The following is a 17,203-nucleotide window of genomic DNA, read 5'->3' as shown; positions in this document are numbered from 1 at the left end:
CTATGATTTAGCGCCACTATCAGTAGTCGCATTTTGGTTATTTGAACATAAAATAACATTAAAATTATGTAAATCTTTATTAAGACAAGTTAATAATACTGGCAAGGCTGCCTGTATAAAGCCTTACAATTGCCAGCAATACCCTGTCCCAATAAATACATAAATAAATCATGCAGCCAAGCGGCCTGCCTTTTAATACCTTAGGCATAGACTCTGCAATCGATCGGCATCCTCTGACCGTTGCACCTGACACCCCCTTGGTTGAAGTCTTGGGGTTGATGAGTAAGTTACGGAGTAGTTGCATCATCCCCGTATGTAGTTCAGTAACAAATCCTCTTGAAGCATCCCTTAGCAGCACCTCTGGTGGTGGATTGCTAGATAGGGAAAACGAGAAGGTTCTGGACGCCGCCCATAGCGCTGGTGGATGCGTTTTGGTGATGGATGGCTTGCAGCTAGTCGGCGTATTCACCGAGCGAGATATGGTCAGGCTAACAGCAGCCGGAGCATCACTTGCAGCCGTCAAAATACTTGATGTAGTCACGCAACCACCTTTGGTGCTAAAACACTCAGAGGTGAAGGATGTCTTCACAGTCTTATCTCTATTTCGCCAACATCGTATTCGCCACCTGCCGATTGTTGACGATGGGGGGAGTCTGGTGGGAGTGGTGACACAAGACAGTATTCGCACAGCGCTGCAACCCGTCAATCTGCTAACGCGGTTGCGATACGTCAGGGATGTTATGACCCCCTCCGTAGTTCATGCACCGCTGACCGCCTCTGTAATGGATTTAGCCCAGTTGATGGCGAGGCAGTTAGTTAGCTGTGTTGTAATTACCAAAGAGGCAAGGGGTAATTGCACAGAAAGTTCCAATTCTCAATTCGCAACTTCCACCTTGCAATTACCTGTGGGCATTGTCACAGAGCGAGACATTGTGCAGTTTCAGGCGCTAGAGCTGGACTTATCCAAAACCCAGGCAAAAGACGTGATGAGTACGCCATTGTTTTGTCTTAGCCCCTCCGATTCGCTGTGGGTAGCCCATCAGGAGATGCAACGGCGGCGCGTGCGGCGTTTGGTTGTTAGTGGCAGTGGGGGGGAGTTACTGGGAATTGTCTCGCAAACCAGTCTGCTACAAGTGCTGAATCCAGCCGATATGTATGGTGTAATCGAGGTATTGCAGCAGGCAGTAGAAGAGCGGACACAGACATTAAATAATACTAACGAGCGGTTGCGCCGAGAAATTTCTGAACGCAAACGAGCTGAGGAAGCGCTGCGACAGGCGCACGATGATTTAAAAAAACAAGTGGAAGAACGGACAGCCCAGCTGACAAGAGCCAACGCACTACTCAAACAAGACATTATCGAGCGCCAGCGGGTAGAGGCGGCATTGCGGCAATCGGAAGCACAATCGAAAGAACAAACAACTAAACTGGAACAAACCGTGCAGGAGCTGCAAAAAACACAAGCGCAGCTGATTGAAAAGGAAAAAATGTCAACTTTGGGGCAGATGGTTTCCGCTGTTACTCAGGAAATTAATAACCCCATTAATTTTATTTACGGCAATCTGACTTACGCTGGTCAGTATGTAGAGGATTTGCTGTTGTTACTGCAAGTCTATGCTAAAAACTATCCCCAACCAGCGGATGAAGTGCAGGAGGAGATTGATACGATTGACCTAGATTTTATTAAGAAAGACCTACCAAAAATATTGGGGTCGATGCAACTGGGGGCCGATCGAATTCGCAATCTTTTGCTTTACCTGCGGAATTTTTCCCGCGTCGAGGATATCCATAAGATTACATCGGCGAATGTTAAGCAGCGGGTGGAGAATAAAGCTATTAAAAATAGCCATTATCTCAATTTTTAATAGGGATTTTGCTGCAAATTAGCTGGTAGTCATGCACCAAATTAGAGAAATTTGGTGATGCATATAGACAGAAGTAGCAAGCGGGCGATCGCACTGCTCGTTTGAGTTGACCACTTAACTTAAATTACTAACGCAGTCGTAGCGATTGGGGTTGGGTTTCATCGGCTTGGGCATTGCCAAGCGCATCCCTCGCCTTATCTGATTTCTGGGCGAAAATTTGGTTTTGCGATTAACCACCCTGTAGGAGCATTGGGGACGTGCGATCGCCCTGGCGATCGCAGGGTTCCTATAGCGGGGCTAGTTAGGCTGTCAGATAAGGCAATGCTGGGAGATCTGCCGTGCCAGGTGTGGTCTTTTTTAACAAAAGGCAGAGCGATCGCCCCCGGTATATCCAGCCATAATATACTTTCATCCCAGTCGAAAAGAATTAGATTAGAAGAAAGTACCTGTATCGCTGTCCTTAAGCCCGAAAACTATGAGTTTATCCCTAAAACAGCTGACCACCTATCTGACTTTGCTGGCTATCGGCGGCGGTGCAGGATTTGTCGGGAGTCGCTATTTCAAGGCAGAAAACACAGGTATGTCACAGCCCTCCCAAGCGCTTCCGGCGGTGCTACAGCAATTATCTCCAGGGCAAAGTCGCAAACCCTCTAATGACCTAAACTTCATTGCCCAAGCCGTGCAAAAAGTCGGCCCAGCCGTAGTGCGAATTGATTCTTCGCGCAAAGTGTCTTCAAATATTCCCGACCAATTCAAAAACCCATTTTTCAGGCGCTTTTTTGGCAGCGAAGTGCCACTACCCCCAGAAAACAGGGTAGAACGCGGCACTGGCTCTGGGTTCATTCTCACCCCGGATGGTCGCATGATGACAAATGCCCATGTTGTTGCCGGGACAGATACGGTTAAAGTGACGCTTAAGGACGGTCGGGTGTTAGAGGGCAAGGTGCTGGGAGTCGATCCGGTCACAGATGTAGCTGTGGTCAAAATCAAGGCAAACAATTTGCCAACAGTAGCGCTGGGGAACTCGCAGAACTTGATACCTGGAGAGTGGGCGATCGCCATTGGCAATCCTCTCGGCTTAGACAATACAGTTACCGTAGGCATCGTCAGCGCCACAGGTCGTTCTAGCTCCCAAGTCGGCGTCCCCGATAAGCGCGTCAGCTTCATCCAAACCGACGCCGCCATCAACCCCGGTAACTCCGGTGGCCCGTTGTTAAACTCAAAAGGCGAAGTCATTGGCATCAACACCGCAATTCGGGCCGATGCCCAAGGACTCGGTTTTGCAATTCCGATTGAAACTGCCGAGAGAATCGCCAACCAGCTGTTTACCAAAGGCAGAGCCGAGCATCCCTACTTGGGAATTCAAATGGTAACTTTGACATCAGAGTTGAAAGAAGAGATTAACCAAGATAAAGATGCAGGCTTCAAAGTCAGTCTAGACAAAGGCGTTTTAATTGCCAAAGTTGTTAATAATTCACCCGCTGACAAGGCTGGATTACGCAAGGGCGATGTAATACAAAAAGTTGGTGGCAAAATTGTTAGCACTGCTTCTCAGGTGCAAGAGCGCGTAGAAGCGACTACAATCGGTGCGCTGCTGGATGTCGAAGTCATTCGGGGCGGTCAGGCGCAAACCATTCAGGTGAAAACAGGCGCTGTTCCGACCAAGTAGAACCTTTAAAAGCATTCCCAGGCAGCAGCCCTGGGAACGAGGGCAAAAATGTGTAGTGCGATCGCAGCAAAGCAAGATTTTTTTGCGAATTCGAGATCAGACTCCAGCATTGATGGAGAATGTTGTCACAAATAAGCTCTAAGTTATTAATTCGAGCGCTATCAATAAAACTGGTTATTATACAGAATTAATGGCAGCGCTATTGATTCTTAACGTGGATTAAATCCATCGGTTGCATATTTATTAGATACAAATATGCGTCTGTTATAGCAAACAAAAAAAGAGAGAGGAAGCGCGATCGCGCTTCCTCTCCCCCTAATTTAGATGGTTAAGGCAGGCACTGCCCACCTTAGAGCTAATTACTTATTTTCAGGTTCCGAGAACTCAGCATCAATCACATCATCGCCGCCAGTTGTACCGCCGCCAGTGGGGCCGCCACCAGTGCCGCCCGTACCATCACCGCCACCGGGAGTACCGCCGCCAGCCTGTTGATAGATATTGCTGCCAATCGTGTAGAGTGTTTGCTGCACTTCAGTCGTAAGCGTCTTGATACGCTCATCATCTTCCTTAGCAACAGCATCCTTGAGATCTGCAATCAATCCCTCCATCTTGGTCTTATCAGCAGCGGGAACCTTGTCACCAAGTTCGGTGATTTGCTTCTCTGCTTGGTACACCAAGGAGTCAGCCTGGTTCTTGCGGTCAATTTTATCGCGGCGCTCTTTATCGGCACCCGCGTTTTGTTCCGCTTGCTTGACCATGCGCTCGACTTCAGCTTTATCTAGGGTAGAAGCACCAGTGATGCTGATGGTTTGCTCTTTACCAGTACCCCTGTCCTTAGCAGTAACACTTAGGATGCCGTTGGCGTCAATGTCGAAAGTAACTTCAATTTGAGGCACGCCGCGTGGTGCTGGTGGAATACCATCCAAGCGGAAAGTACCTAAGCTCTTGTTGTCATTAGACATCTCGCGCTCGCCCTGGAGGACGTGGATTTCCACGTTAGTCTGACCGTCCACAGCAGTCGAGAAGACTTCCGACTTCTTGGTGGGGACGGTAGTGTTGCGAGGGATGATCTTGGTCATCACGCCGCCGAGGGTTTCTACACCCAGAGACAAGGGGCTAACGTCGAGCAGTAAGATACCGGAAGTTCCAGCATCGCCAGTGAGGACACCCGCTTGAATTGCAGCACCCACTGCAACGACTTCATCAGGGTTAACGCTTTGGTTGGGGTCTTTACCCAAAACCCGCTTGACCAGTTCCTGGACAGCAGGAATACGAGTAGAACCACCGACTAGCACTACTTCGTCAATGCGAGCCTTGTCAATTTTGGCGTCGCGCACAGCATTTTCGACGGGGATGCGGCAGCGATCGATTAAGTCAGCACAGAGTTCTTCAAACTTCGCCCGCGTCAAAGTCATATCCAGGTGCTTGGGGCCATCCTGGGTAGCTGTGATAAAGGGCAGGTTGATTTCGGCTTGGGTAACGCTAGAAAGTTCGATCTTGGCTTTCTCAGCAGCTTCGGTCAGACGTTGCAACGCTTGCTTATCTTTACGCAGGTCTAAACCTTCGTCTTTTTTGAAGGTTTCGGCAAGGTAGTCAACGATTTTCTTGTCGAAGTCGTCACCACCGAGGTGAGTGTCACCAGAGGTAGCTAGCACTTCAAACACGCCATCGCCCACGTCTAGGATAGAAACGTCGAAAGTACCACCACCAAGGTCAAATACCAGAATGGTTTCGTTGGTCTTTCTTTCTAAGCCGTAGGCTAGAGAAGCGGCGGTAGGTTCGTTGATAATCCGCAGTACTTCAATTCCGGCAATTTTACCAGCGTCTTTAGTAGCTTGGCGCTGGGAGTCGTTGAAGTAAGCGGGTACCGTGATTACGGCTTGGGTAACGGTTTCGCCGAGATATTTGCTGGCATCATCGACCAGCTTGCGAAGGACTTGGGAAGAAATTTCTTCTGGGGCAAACTGCTTGGTTTGTGCAGGGCAGTCTATCTTGACATTGCCGTTGCCATCGCGCAGAACTTTGTAAGAAACTTCTGTTGTTTCGTGGGTTACTTCGTCAAATCTGCGTCCGATGAACCGCTTCACGGAATAAAATGTGTTGTCCGTGTTCATTACGGCTTGGCGCTTAGCGATTTGACCGACAAGGCGATCGCCGTTCTTGGCAAATGCTACTACCGAAGGGGTCGTGCGGAAACCTTCTGCGTTGGCGATTACGGTGGGTTTACCACCTTCCATTACTGCTACGCAAGAGTTAGTCGTTCCTAAGTCAATTCCAACTACTTTTCCCATAGGGGTGTTCTCTAACTTCCTATAACTACAAAAATTTTTGGGCGAGAGACAAGACTACAATTTGTACGAATCCGCTTCAATCAGCAGCAAGTCCAGGTTTAATACGATTGGTTGAGCCTACTGATCTATATAGTGTGCGTGCAGCGCCAATCGATGAAGGGGGGTTTTCCGAACCTTGAGAAGGTCGGTTAGACTTCAGAGGCATTCGGGGTTGGCTCATCTACATCACATCGGCTCGCTCTACTGTGTCTAATGTAAGGAAATCAATGGCTCTATGTTGGGGTGCAAGCCGTAATTTATCTGTTGTGTTTGCCGTCTTAATCGATTTGAACTGTAATGATGCATAGACGCGGTAGCAAATTTTTAAACGATAGAACCCCAACATAAGATAGGGAGCGATCGCACCACGAGGATGAGATTCTCCATCGATACCCTCTGAAAATTTATAATGTTGCTGCTTAATTCTTCCTTATGTAATATTTGTGTATTATATGGTAGTTAGCGTTTTCAGATTCCTCATTTGAAAGCGAAAACAAACAAGAGTTGTATTATCTATGCGCCGTAGTTCTGGATACCTGTTCGGTCTAGCTTTTGGGGATGCTTTAGGTGCTGTGACAGAGTTTCTTTACGTTGACGAAATTCTGCACCGCTTTCCACCGCACGGCCCACAAGAGCCAATGGGCAATCCGGCGAGGGTAACTGACGACACGCAGATGACTTTAGCAGTCGGTGAGGCACTGCTGAAATCGGCACAACCTTTCAGTGCTGAAAGCTTAGAGTAATCACTGCGACGCGCCTTCGTCGAATGGTGGCGCAGCCCCGACAATAACCGCGCACCTGGAATGACTTGTCTCAAGGCGTGCGTTTGAAGATTGGGTTAGCCGCATAGAGTACAGCGATCGCTTGGCAGCAATCGGCAACCAATGGGATGAGAAAGCGACTTCAGATAGCAGCCGCGCCTAGTTGTCCCACGAGCGATCGCTTGTTACCCCAGTGGTTCAAGAGCGATCGCTCTTACAATAGAAAAGCTTGATTGCCTTGATATTATCTATGATTTCCCTATCTCCTAGTCTCCAAGCCCGACTCTCGACACCGCTGAAAATTGGCTCTTTTGAAGTCAAAAGCCGAGTACTGCAATCGCCTTTATCGGGCGTGACCGATATGGTATTTCGTCGCCTGGTGCGTCGCTATGCTCCAGAGTCGATGATGTACACCGAAATGGTGAATGCAACTGGGCTGCACTATGTCAAAGAGTTGCCCAAGATTATGGAGATAGACGATAACGAAAGACCGATCAGCATTCAACTATTTGACTGTCGCCCGGATTTCTTAGCAGAAGCTGCTGTAATGGCAGTTGAAGAAGGGGCTGATACTGTTGATATAAATATGGGTTGCCCGGTCAATAAAATTACTAAGAATGGCGGCGGTTCTTCTTTATTGCGCCAACCGGAAGTAGCTGAGGCAATTGTGCGGGCAGTAGTTAAAGCTGTAAACGTACCAGTTACAGTTAAAACTCGTATCGGTTGGACAGACCAAGAAATTACTATTCTCGATTTTGCCAAGCGCATGGAAGATGCTGGAGCGCAGATGATTACCGTTCACGGTCGCACTCGCGCTCAAGGTTATAATGGCCCTGCTAAGTGGGAGTGGATTAAAAAAGTTAAAGAAATTCTTTCTATTCCAGTTATCGGCAACGGGGATATTTTTTCCGTCGAAGCAGCAGTGCGGTGTTTAGAAGAAACTGGTGCTGATGGCGTGATGTGTTCGCGGGGAACTTTAGGCTACCCCTTCTTAGTTGGAGAAGTTGATTACTTCTTAAAAACAGGCAATTTGCTAGAGCCGCCGACACCCATACAGCGGTTGGAATGTGCTAAAGAACATTTGCAAGCGCTGTGGGAATATAAAGGCGATCGCGGCGTCCGACAAGCCCGCAAGCACATGACTTGGTATGCAAAAGGATTCGCTGGTGCTAGCGAGTTGAGGGGACAACTGGCTGTGGTAGATAAAGTTGAGCATGGGTTGGAATTTATTGATAGAGCTATTGAGCGACTGGCTAATTGTAATTGGCAAGAAGTTGAGGGTGAGGAGCCAATTTTGGTAGAAGTTTAAATTTCCTGGAGGATAGGATAAAGATGAGGAAGCGCTGACGCAACCCTGAGCTAAAGCCTAAAAGTAACGTTGTTATTAAGTTTCTTTGGCCTAATTGTTGGATTTGTCGCTGGGGCTGTAATTAAGAATTATAGGGATAAAAAATTCAGCAACCACTTTGCAACCGCGATCGCGCTACTGACAACAGGCTTTGGTATTAGTTTGGGGAGTGCTTTCACCCTCTGATTCTTGAAGGCAACTGTATTCTTATCCCTTCTGGGAACGGGTATATCTAGCGTGGCAATGATAATGTATCCAGATTTGCAGCAGCGGAAGATACTGGCTCAATATAAAGAGTCGGAACAAAAGAAACGTCTGATTAAGCCCTAGTTAAAAACACGGATTGGGGATATTTTTAATGGTGGGCAATGCCCACCATTCGGCTTACAAATAATACAAAATACATGATGAAGAAACGGGCGATAATAGTAGCACTATTTTTAGTAACAGTCCTTTTCTTCGGAGTGATTGGCAGCAGAGGTCAACAGGGCGATCGCGCTAATTATGCTGCCATACAAATTACTAGCGACCCGTCGCAAGAATCAAATAGCAAACGAGGCCAAATATTCCTAAACGGAGTTTGGAAATTTATCCCAGTTGACGCAGCATCAGAACAGCAACCCCCGCAACAAGGCTGGGGTTCCATATTAGTACCGGGTGATTGGCAGCGCGAAAATGATAAATCTAGACCTGGATTAATTGCGCGGGGAAAAGGAAAAGCTTGGCAGAATTTTAACGGCGAAAAATTAGCAAAAGCCTGGTATCAACGCACCATAAAGATACCCCACGAATGGCAAGGGCGATCGCTATTCGTCGATATAGGCCGAGTTAGCACCGATGCGATTTTATACGTCAACGGTATTAAATGCGCTGAAATTAATTTCCCTTACGGCGCCGCCGATATTACTAAAGCAGCCAAGCCAGGAGAAGAAGCGACTTTAACTGTAATGGTAGCCGCCGTTGCCGATGAAAAGAAAAAAACTATCATCATGGGGCCGAATGAATCATACACCACCGACGCCAACTTAGACTCGCGGGGACTAATAGGTGAAGTGCGGTTGCTGAGTATGCCCAAAGGCCCTCACGTCAGCGATGTATTTATACAACCTTCAACAAGAAATAAACAAATTAAACTAGACGTAGAACTAACAGGAGTTCAGCAAGCTGGCGCGGCAAAATTCGTCATGAAGATGCTTGATGAAACAGGCAGCGTGGAACGCCAATTTACCGCTACCAACAACATCAAAGCCAAGCCAACTCAAACGCTACAATTTGTTGCGGAATGGCCCAATCCAAGACTTTGGGACGTTGGTCAGCCAAACCTCTACACTCTACAACTGGAAGTACAGGGAAGCGGTATTGAAGATGAATATAACCAGCGATTTGGCTTCCGCGAGTTCTGGATTGAAGGACGAAAATTTTACTTAAACGGAAAGGAATTACGCCTGCGTCCAACTTCTTTTGACGAGACTTGGCAAGGTTGGGCGGTTGGTATTCCTGAAGTAGTTGACCGAATGATTGACGGCTACTTTTGGGCTGGATTTAATATCGCAGAAATGTGGCCTTGGAACCGCGATGAAAGGGGGAAATGGCACTTTCAAGAAATTTTTTCCGAACGCGCCGATCTTAAAGGGTTTCCCCTAATGGCACCAGCGCTTTATATGGCTAACATCGCCTCTAATAAAACTTGGAACGCATCGTCAAAGCAAAAGTGGGAAGCACGAATGGCGACAGACCTGCGTCGCTATCGCAATCATCCATCTATTTTATTATGGGCTAGCAGCCCTAATTTTTTTGGCCATAGCGATGACCAAAACCCACTGCGAATTGGCAAGAAAAAGATAGAAGGCAGCATTAATCGCGTGGAAGATAAGCGGATGCGGGAGATAATTCCTATTGGGGAAGAAGCTGTTGCGACTATCAAGAAATACGACCCTACGCGACCAGTGATGATGCATCAAGGGCCAGCGGTAGGGGATGTATATGCGCTGAATTCTTATCTAAATATGATTCCCTTGCAAGAACGCGAGGAGTGGTTATCGGAGTGGAGTAAACGCGGGGATATGCCCTACATGGTGGTGGAATTTGGCACGCCGCTACACACTACAATGATGCGTAGTCGCAATGGTTTTAGGGGCGCGATCGCTAGCGAACCTTTGATGACTGAGTTTAGCGCTATTTATTTAGGATCGCAGGCTTATAAGTTAGAAACTCCAGCCTATCGCGCTAAAATTCGCGATTTATTTGTTAAGGATCAAGAGTATAAAAGTTGGCACGGCGATCGCGACTTAGATTTCTCGCCTGCATTCCAAAAGTTGCAGCAATTGTTTAGCACAAACACATGGCGCAGTTGGCGAACTTTCGGCCTTTCGGGTGGGTTGATTCCCTGGAATAACGGGCATGGATGGGAGCATTCTTCTGAGGGAAAAGAGAGGATGGATAGCGGTCTTTCTTCCCCTGAAGGACGCGGCGTATACCTAAAGCAAATACCCAAGTCTTTATGGTACAACTTGCAGCCAGAGGCGAATATTATCCACCCAGGCGGACAAGCAATTATGCAAAATAATCGCCCGACTTTGGCTTGGATTGCTGGTTCTAAGGAAGCTTTTACAGCAAAAGACCACAGCTTCAATGTGGGACAAAAATTGCAAAAGCAAGTTGTTCTAATTAACGATACAAGGTCAAAACAAGAATTTTCTTTTGAATGGCAAGTTATTGTAAACGGTCAACAGTTAGCAACTGGTCAGAAAAAGGGAAATATGGAAACGGCGCAAACGCTGTTTTTTCCAATAGAAGCGAATTTGCCAAATAGTACGATTCCCCCCGTACAAAAGAAGGTTGAGAAAAGAATAGCGGAGTGCGTACAAACCTCTTCCGATAAGGCATACCTAACCCCACCAACCCCCCTTCCCTGCAAGGGAAAGGGGGAGGCAAATTACTCCCCTCGCATTGCAGGAGAGGGGCTGGGGGTGAGGTTAACCTCTAAAATCCAAAATCCAAAATCCATTGATGGAGAAATTCGCCTTTTAGCCAAAATTGGCAATCAGCAACATCAAGACAAATTCGCTTTCCGCGTCTTCCCCAAACTATCTAAAGCGGCTGGAACTATTACCGCCTTCGATCCTGTTGGTAAGACTACGCGGATGTTGCAGCAGTTGGGATATAGTGTTGTACCTTGGGATGGTTCTACAACACCGTTGCTGGTTATTGGTCGCGAGGCGTTATCTTCTAAAGGAAAGCTACCAGGAAATTTAGCAGAATTTGTACGCAAAGGCGGCAGAGTTATAGTTTTTGCTCAAAATCCTGAATGGATGCAGCAACTAGGCTTGCGCGTTGCCAATCATCTCACCCGCCGCGTCTTTCCAATTAATAACTCCCATCCTATATTTAACGGATTGGATGAACTCGATTTGCGCGACTGGACTGGCGAGAGTACCCTAGTTGCAGCTTACCCCGATACTGTTAAGAATGGTAGTAAACGCAGCCCTCACGGTACTCCTTGGTACGGCTGGCATTGGGGTAATCGCGGCGCGGTTAGCAGTGCATCTATAGAGAAGCCACACCGCAGTTCTTGGCGACCAATTTTAGAGTCTGAATTTGATTTAGCTTACACGCCGCTAATGGAACTGGACTATGGTAAAGGGCGGCTAATTTTAAATACTTTAGACTTAGAAGATTATGTGTCACGCGATCCAGTGGCGGCGAAATTAGCCAAACAGATTATGAAGTATTCGGCTAATTCGCCTCTGTCTCAAAAAGCAGAGAAGGTGATATTAATTGGAAGTGATGCAGATAAGGCGAAGTTGAATGCATTCGGCTTGATTTATCAGCAGTCGAACTCGTTAGAAAATGATGCCGATCTGGCCATCATCGGGACGGGGGCGAATGTAAAAGATGAGGATTTGCAAGCTTATTTGAAGGGTGGCGGTAAGCTGTTTTTCTTACCGAGAAGCTCGCCTTTAAATGTTTTGGGGGTGCGCTTTCAGCAGGTAAACAATTTTGGTGGTTCGTTGAGTATACCTAAATGGTCTGAGGCGAGGGGAATTAGCGTTTCTGATTTACATTCTCGAACCGACCATGAAGCTTGGTTAATTGAATCTGGTGGTGAAGTTGCGAGTAATGGCCTGTTTAGTCGAATTAAACTGGGTAAAGGTGTAGCAATTTTCTGCCAGATAGACCCGGATAATTTCAGTGCGGATGATAAGACTTACTTGCGTTATACTCGCTGGCGAGAAACGCGAGTTTTAGCTCAACTGCTGGCTAATTTCGGAGCTACTTTTAAGGCTGACGAAGTTATATTTAATCAGCAGCAGAAAGGAAACTGGTTCGCTAAATCTGCTCCTCGTGCTGAATTTTATCACTCAGATTACCGCACAGATTTTGATTTGGGGGATGACCCATATCGGTATTATCGCTGGTAGAAGTAAGAATCGCAGAGGCAGCAATCGCAGTCATGCCCAAAAAGATTAGAGAGTAAACCTCTTCCAAAGCCTAAAAATTTTGGCGAATCTTTTCAGGTTATATGACAACTATTGAATGCCGCAAGGTAAGATAATTTATTTGCTTTTTCCTAGCGCGATCGCGGTCGATACAATTACAACCAAAAACTCCATAGCAACAGCACTATAGTTGATGTTGAAAATAAATTCGGAGATGAATTATGGATGATATTAGGAGAGTTTTGAGAGAGTCCATTGCTCGGAAGAACGTAGTTATGGGCGCTGAGGTCTTGCTGAGGCTGTACGCTGCTGGGGAGAGGAATTTTCGTGAGGTTAACTTGAGGGGTGTTGACCTGAGTGGTGCCAATCTGAGTGGAATCAGTTTGTTTAGGGCTTACTTGGAAGGTGCAATCCTCAGAAATGCCGACTTGAGTGGTGCTGCTTTGGCTGAAGCCCACTTGGAAGGTGCCGACCTGTGCGGTGCCAACTTGAACAATGTCGATTTCCTTGAAGCCACCCTGACCAATGCTGACCTGCGCCATGCCAACCTGAGTGGCGCAGGTTTGATTCTTGCCGATCTGTGTGGAGCTAATCTGAGTGGAGCTAATCTGAGTGGTGCCGAGATCAATGCTAGCTGGTTGAATGACGCCAACCTGAGCGGTGCTGACCTGAGCGCTGCTTTGATTGACATTTCCGACCTGAGTGGTGTTGACCTGAGCGGTGTCATTTTGAACAATACCACTATTAAGAAAACAGGTCTGAGTCAAGTTAACTTGAGTGGCGTCAACCTGGAAAGCGCTACTTTGATTGACTGCTCGTGAAATATCATACCCCCGGTTGGAAAGGTCGTAGATAGCAGGAAGAGCTTTTGGAATGTAAGACAAAGTATCAATTTCTAGAGCTGCTAAAAAAGGTGCAGTCAAAGAACCAGGAACAAATGTTGTCCTTTTGAGTTCGCTTTTTATTTCTTCAAGAACATAGGATCAAAAGTTAACTTCATAACTGTTTACCGAACCGCAGAGGGACGGAGGAAGAGAGGTAGCGATCGCTATTCATGCCCAAAAAGATTAGAGAGTTAAAAAGTATGTTACGGAAAGCAGGATTTACCTATCGTCCTGGCAAAGGTAGTCATACTGTGTGGAGTCATCCCCTACTACCTGGTGAGCCAATTACCCTTGCAGGAAAAGACGGTGATGATGCAAAACTGTATTTAGAGAAGGAAGTTAATCAGAGACTTGAAAAACTGGAGGATTTATTGTGATTTCTCATTACAGCATGGTTATTCAATGGTCAGATGAAGACAAATGCTACTTGGTTCATTTGCCTGATTTTCCCTTCCAGCAGTTCCACACTCATGGTGATACCTATGAAGAAGCTGCAAAACATGGGCAGGAAGTCATAGAAACATTGATTGAAATGTATCAGGAGGAAGGCAGACCCCTTCCTGAACCTAAAACTCTATCTTTTCAGGTTGCGTGACAACTATTGAGGGGCGTAAGATAATTTATTTATTCTTTCCTAGCGCGATCGCGGTCGATCCAGCTACAACCAAAAACGCCCCAAAAACTCCCAATACTGTTAAACTATCCGGTGCAATTAAACTCGGTACTAACCACGACACTACCCACACTGATGTTAAAGTTACTATCGGAGTAAGAGCCAGTATTGCACTAACTTTCGATGCTTCCCAATGCTCCAAAGATTCTGCAAATGCACCGTAAGCAACTACAGTATTCAAAGCAGAAAATATTAGCATTCCCCACTGTAACGGATTCAAGGTAAAAATCGGTTTTATAGTGACAAACGGGCTAAATAATATCGCGCAGCCGCCATAAATTAGCAGCATGATGTTAGAAGAAGGTAACTTTTGCAATAGCTGCTTTTGAGCTAACGCATAAATTGCCCAGGTCGCCGACGCCACGATGATAAAACCACAGCCGATTAAATATTTACCTTGCGCTGTAATTAAAGTTGTTAATTTTTCATGAAAAAAGAGCGCAAACCCTAAAGTTAGTACGCCTAAACCAATGCATTGACTGAGAGTATAACGTTCTTTGAAAACAAACAATCCACCCAAGCCCATCAAAACAGGAGCTAGCTGGATAAGAACTTGAGTATTAGCTGGTGAAGTGTACTCTAATCCTAGTAAGAAAAGAATATAATTGGCTGCTAAGAAAACGATTGCGATCGCTAGCAAACTCAGCGGCGTTGCTCTCAGCTTATGTAATGGTGCAAATTGCTGTCTTGCTGTTAAATAAACCGCCAACAATCCAAACGATACTAAAAATCTAAACCAAGTGACAGTGTATGCATCCAGCGCTTGCAGCGTCACCGATAGGGCAATGGGCAAAACCCCCCAAAGTAATACAGTTAAAAGGGATAACGCCAGCCCTAAACGCCATTTACCTGAAGTAGAGTGAAGTTGCATTTATATATCGTAGAGAAAGGAGCGATACGCCTTCTGGCGCCCGCTCCTTATGGATTCCTTTGTGTGTTTGCTGTTAAAATCTAATCTTCCAGCATTTGCAACAACTCCGCTTCACTCAATCGGGTGATTCCTAATTTCTCAGCTTTTGCTAATTTGGAACCTGCATCTTCGCCCAAAAGTAAATAGTCAGTTTTGGCACTAACCGAATCTGTCACCTTACCACCCGCTTTTTGAATTAGCGCTTTCGCTTCGTCTCGCTTCAATGTTGGCAAAGTCCCGGTAATCACAAAAGTTTTACCCGCTAGCCGTAATTCTCTCTGTTCCCCCGTCGCTGAAGGAGAGGATGCCTCTTGATTGGCAAGCTGCAACCCAGCTTCTCTAAGCCTATCAATTAAAGTCTGATTTGCAGGAACTCGAAACCACTGATAAACAGCCTGAGCAATTTCAGCACCGATGCCATAAACCGATTCAATATTTGCCGCTGATGCTGCTGCTAACTGTTCAACTGTTGTAAATTTTTGCGTTAAAGTTTGGGCATTAACGCTACCAACATGACGAATACCCAAACCATATAATACGCGCGACCAAGGTTGATTTTTTGAATCAGCGATCGCCGTAACCAATTTTTCCGCTAACTTCTTCCCCATTCTCTCCAAGGAACCCAGCCGCGTAGCATTTAAATCGTACAAATCAGCAACAGATTGCACTACATTTCTCTCTACCAATTGTTGCACCAACTTCTCACCCATACCATTAATATCCAACGCATCCCGGCTAACCCAGTGAATCAACGCACCTTTTAAAATAGCTGGGCAAGATGCATTTACACAGCGCGTCACCGCCTCATTTGCAGGCTTTACCACTGGTTGATTGCAAACCGGGCAACTCGTTGGCATTAGGAAACGTTGCGTATTAGCTGGGCGAAGTTCTGGCAAAACGCGCACAACTTCCGGAATAATTTCCCCAGCTTTGCGAACGATAGCAGTATCGCCAATGCGGATATCTAATTGAGAGATGCGATCGCTATTATGCAGCGTCGCCCTTGAAACTGTCGTCCCCCCTAGCTGCACTGGCTGCAACTCCGCCACAGGCGTCAGCGCCCCCGTCCGCCCTACACTAACAGTAATCGCTTCCACCCGCGTCGGCGCTTCCTCTGCTGGATACTTCAGCGCCACAGCCCACCGGGGAAACTTTTGCGTAAATCCTAACTGTTCCTGAAGCAAAATAGAATTTAGCTTAACAACAACCCCATCAGTCATATAGGGCAAATTCAATCGCCCAGTATTCCATTCATTGTAATAATCGCGCACATCTGCTAAATTTTGGCAGAGTTTGCGATTGGGATTCACTCGAAAACCCATTTTTTGTAACACTTCCAAAGATTCCCATTGAGTGCGGGCAACATCCACATCATCCCTACCTGGAATCTGCAAAGTATACGCAAAGAAATCTAATCGCCGTTTCGCTACAATTCTCGAATCAAGCTGTCGCAAAGTACCCGCCGCTGCATTGCGGGGATTGGCAAACAACGCCTCTCCAGATTGCTGACGTTCGTGATTAATTTGTTCAAATACTTCTAAACCCAAAAATGCCTCGCCGCGCACTTCCACGCGAGGAGGAGGATTTTCTAAATTCAATCGCAACGGAATAGCCCGAATCGTCCGTACATTTTGGGTAATTTCTTCTCCAGTGACACCATCACCCCGCGTTGCTCCCCTCACCAATACGCCATTTTCATAAGTCAAAGCTATAGCAGAACCATCTATTTTTAGTTCGCAAACATATTCAAAAATTTTAGTTTCTGATGTCTGTCGCTGCCAACGTTCTTGCCATTTGGCAAACTCATCAATATTAAAAGCATTTTCCAGACTGTAGAGGGGAATATTGTGTCGCACCGAGGAAAACTGCGATGCTGGTCTTTCACCGACGCGCTGAGTAGGACTATCGGGCGAAATTAACTCTGGATACTGCGTTTCCAGTTCTTGCAATTCCCGATACAACCTGTCATAGACAGCATCCTCCATTATTGGATTATCAAGGGCGTAGTAGGCATAGCTGGCTTCTTGGACTTTTTGCTTTAGTTGCTGTACCCGTTGCTTGACTGCCTCTGTTAGCTGTTCCACAAACTACATCCCCACCAAAAATTTATATCAATCCGACCTTAGTTTAACTGCGATACCCCTGTATGCGGTCTGGCAACCATCCCAGGCAAGAATTACCTTTATTTTAATCAATATTTAAACAGCAGTTGTATTTACTTTAACCCAAACTAACCTGCTAGCTTAACTGAATCTCCATATACTCACTAATGGAGATTCATTGACATAGCTAGATAGAGCGAATGAATCCCAGCTATCAAAATT

General features: G+C 46.4%; 12 protein-coding genes. 9 read left to right on the top strand and 3 right to left on the bottom strand.

All coding sequences use genetic code 11. The features are described 5' to 3' along the window. Window positions 1-170 precede the first annotated feature (170 nt). Together H6F77_RS19500 and H6F77_RS19495 are read left to right on the top strand one after the other, a co-directional pair. The gene (locus H6F77_RS19500) at window positions 171-1,865 is read left to right on the top strand and encodes a CBS domain-containing protein (RefSeq protein ID WP_190490229.1); all 1,695 of its coding nucleotides are present in this window, start codon (window positions 171-173) and stop codon (window positions 1,863-1,865) included. Window positions 1,866-2,340: 475 nt separating this feature from the next. Next, window positions 2,341-3,534 carry an HhoA/HhoB/HtrA family serine endopeptidase gene (locus H6F77_RS19495; RefSeq protein WP_190490227.1) on the top strand — a complete coding sequence of 398 codons (1,194 nt, stop codon included), beginning with the start codon at window positions 2,341-2,343 and terminating at the stop codon, window positions 3,532-3,534. 359 nt (window positions 3,535-3,893) lie between these two features. Here the strand turns inward: H6F77_RS19495 and dnaK are convergent, their stop codons facing one another. Continuing rightward, on the bottom strand, window positions 3,894-5,825 hold the full coding sequence (dnaK, locus tag H6F77_RS19490) for a molecular chaperone DnaK (protein ID WP_190490225.1): 1,932 nt from the start codon (window positions 5,823-5,825) through the stop codon (window positions 3,894-3,896). 554 nt (window positions 5,826-6,379) lie between these two features. On the opposite strand from dnaK, the gene H6F77_RS19485 reads away from it, so the two are divergent. The 7 genes from H6F77_RS19485 (at window position 6,380) to H6F77_RS19460 (ending at window position 13,891) form a co-directional block, all read left to right on the top strand. After that, a complete protein-coding gene (locus H6F77_RS19485) occupies window positions 6,380-6,607 on the top strand; it encodes an ADP-ribosylglycohydrolase family protein (RefSeq protein ID WP_199321425.1) in 228 nt (75 codons plus the stop codon). A gap of 268 nt (window positions 6,608-6,875) precedes the next feature. Then, window positions 6,876-7,934, top strand: coding sequence for a tRNA dihydrouridine synthase DusB (gene dusB, locus H6F77_RS19480; protein WP_190490223.1), 1,059 nt, complete (start codon window positions 6,876-6,878; stop codon window positions 7,932-7,934). Window positions 7,935-8,162: 228 nt separating this feature from the next. Further along, window positions 8,163-8,303 (top strand): hypothetical protein, encoded by a 141-nt coding sequence (locus H6F77_RS27595; RefSeq protein WP_206753481.1) that lies wholly within the window; start codon window positions 8,163-8,165, stop codon window positions 8,301-8,303. 38 nt (window positions 8,304-8,341) lie between these two features. Next, window positions 8,342-12,394: a sugar-binding domain-containing protein gene (locus H6F77_RS28020; RefSeq protein ID WP_242022334.1), complete on the top strand. Its 4,053-nt coding sequence runs from the start codon at window positions 8,342-8,344 to the stop codon at window positions 12,392-12,394. A gap of 239 nt (window positions 12,395-12,633) precedes the next feature. Next, window positions 12,634-13,233, top strand: coding sequence for a pentapeptide repeat-containing protein (locus H6F77_RS19470; RefSeq protein ID WP_190490221.1), 600 nt, complete (start codon window positions 12,634-12,636; stop codon window positions 13,231-13,233). A gap of 233 nt (window positions 13,234-13,466) precedes the next feature. After that, on the top strand, window positions 13,467-13,673 hold the full coding sequence (locus H6F77_RS19465; protein WP_190490220.1) for a type II toxin-antitoxin system HicA family toxin: 207 nt from the start codon (window positions 13,467-13,469) through the stop codon (window positions 13,671-13,673). A gap of 14 nt (window positions 13,674-13,687) precedes the next feature. Then, window positions 13,688-13,891 carry a type II toxin-antitoxin system HicB family antitoxin gene (locus H6F77_RS19460; protein WP_199321445.1) on the top strand — a complete coding sequence of 68 codons (204 nt, stop codon included), beginning with the start codon at window positions 13,688-13,690 and terminating at the stop codon, window positions 13,889-13,891. Window positions 13,892-13,916: 25 nt separating this feature from the next. Here H6F77_RS19460 and H6F77_RS19455 read toward each other — a convergent pair whose 3' ends face one another. After that, window positions 13,917-14,840, bottom strand: coding sequence for a DMT family transporter (locus H6F77_RS19455; protein WP_190490216.1), 924 nt, complete (start codon window positions 14,838-14,840; stop codon window positions 13,917-13,919). 80 nt (window positions 14,841-14,920) lie between these two features. Further along, entirely contained in the window at window positions 14,921-16,963 is a 2,043-nt protein-coding gene (gene ligA, locus H6F77_RS19450) for an NAD-dependent DNA ligase LigA (RefSeq protein ID WP_190490214.1), read from the bottom strand. Window positions 16,964-17,203: the final 240 nt, after the last annotated feature.

This window comes from Microcoleus sp. FACHB-831 (genome assembly GCF_014695585.1).
Lineage (GTDB): Bacteria > Cyanobacteriota > Cyanobacteriia > Cyanobacteriales > FACHB-T130 > FACHB-831.
Note: the sequence above shows the minus strand (reverse complement) of the source record. Positions and strands in the feature narration are given on the sequence as shown.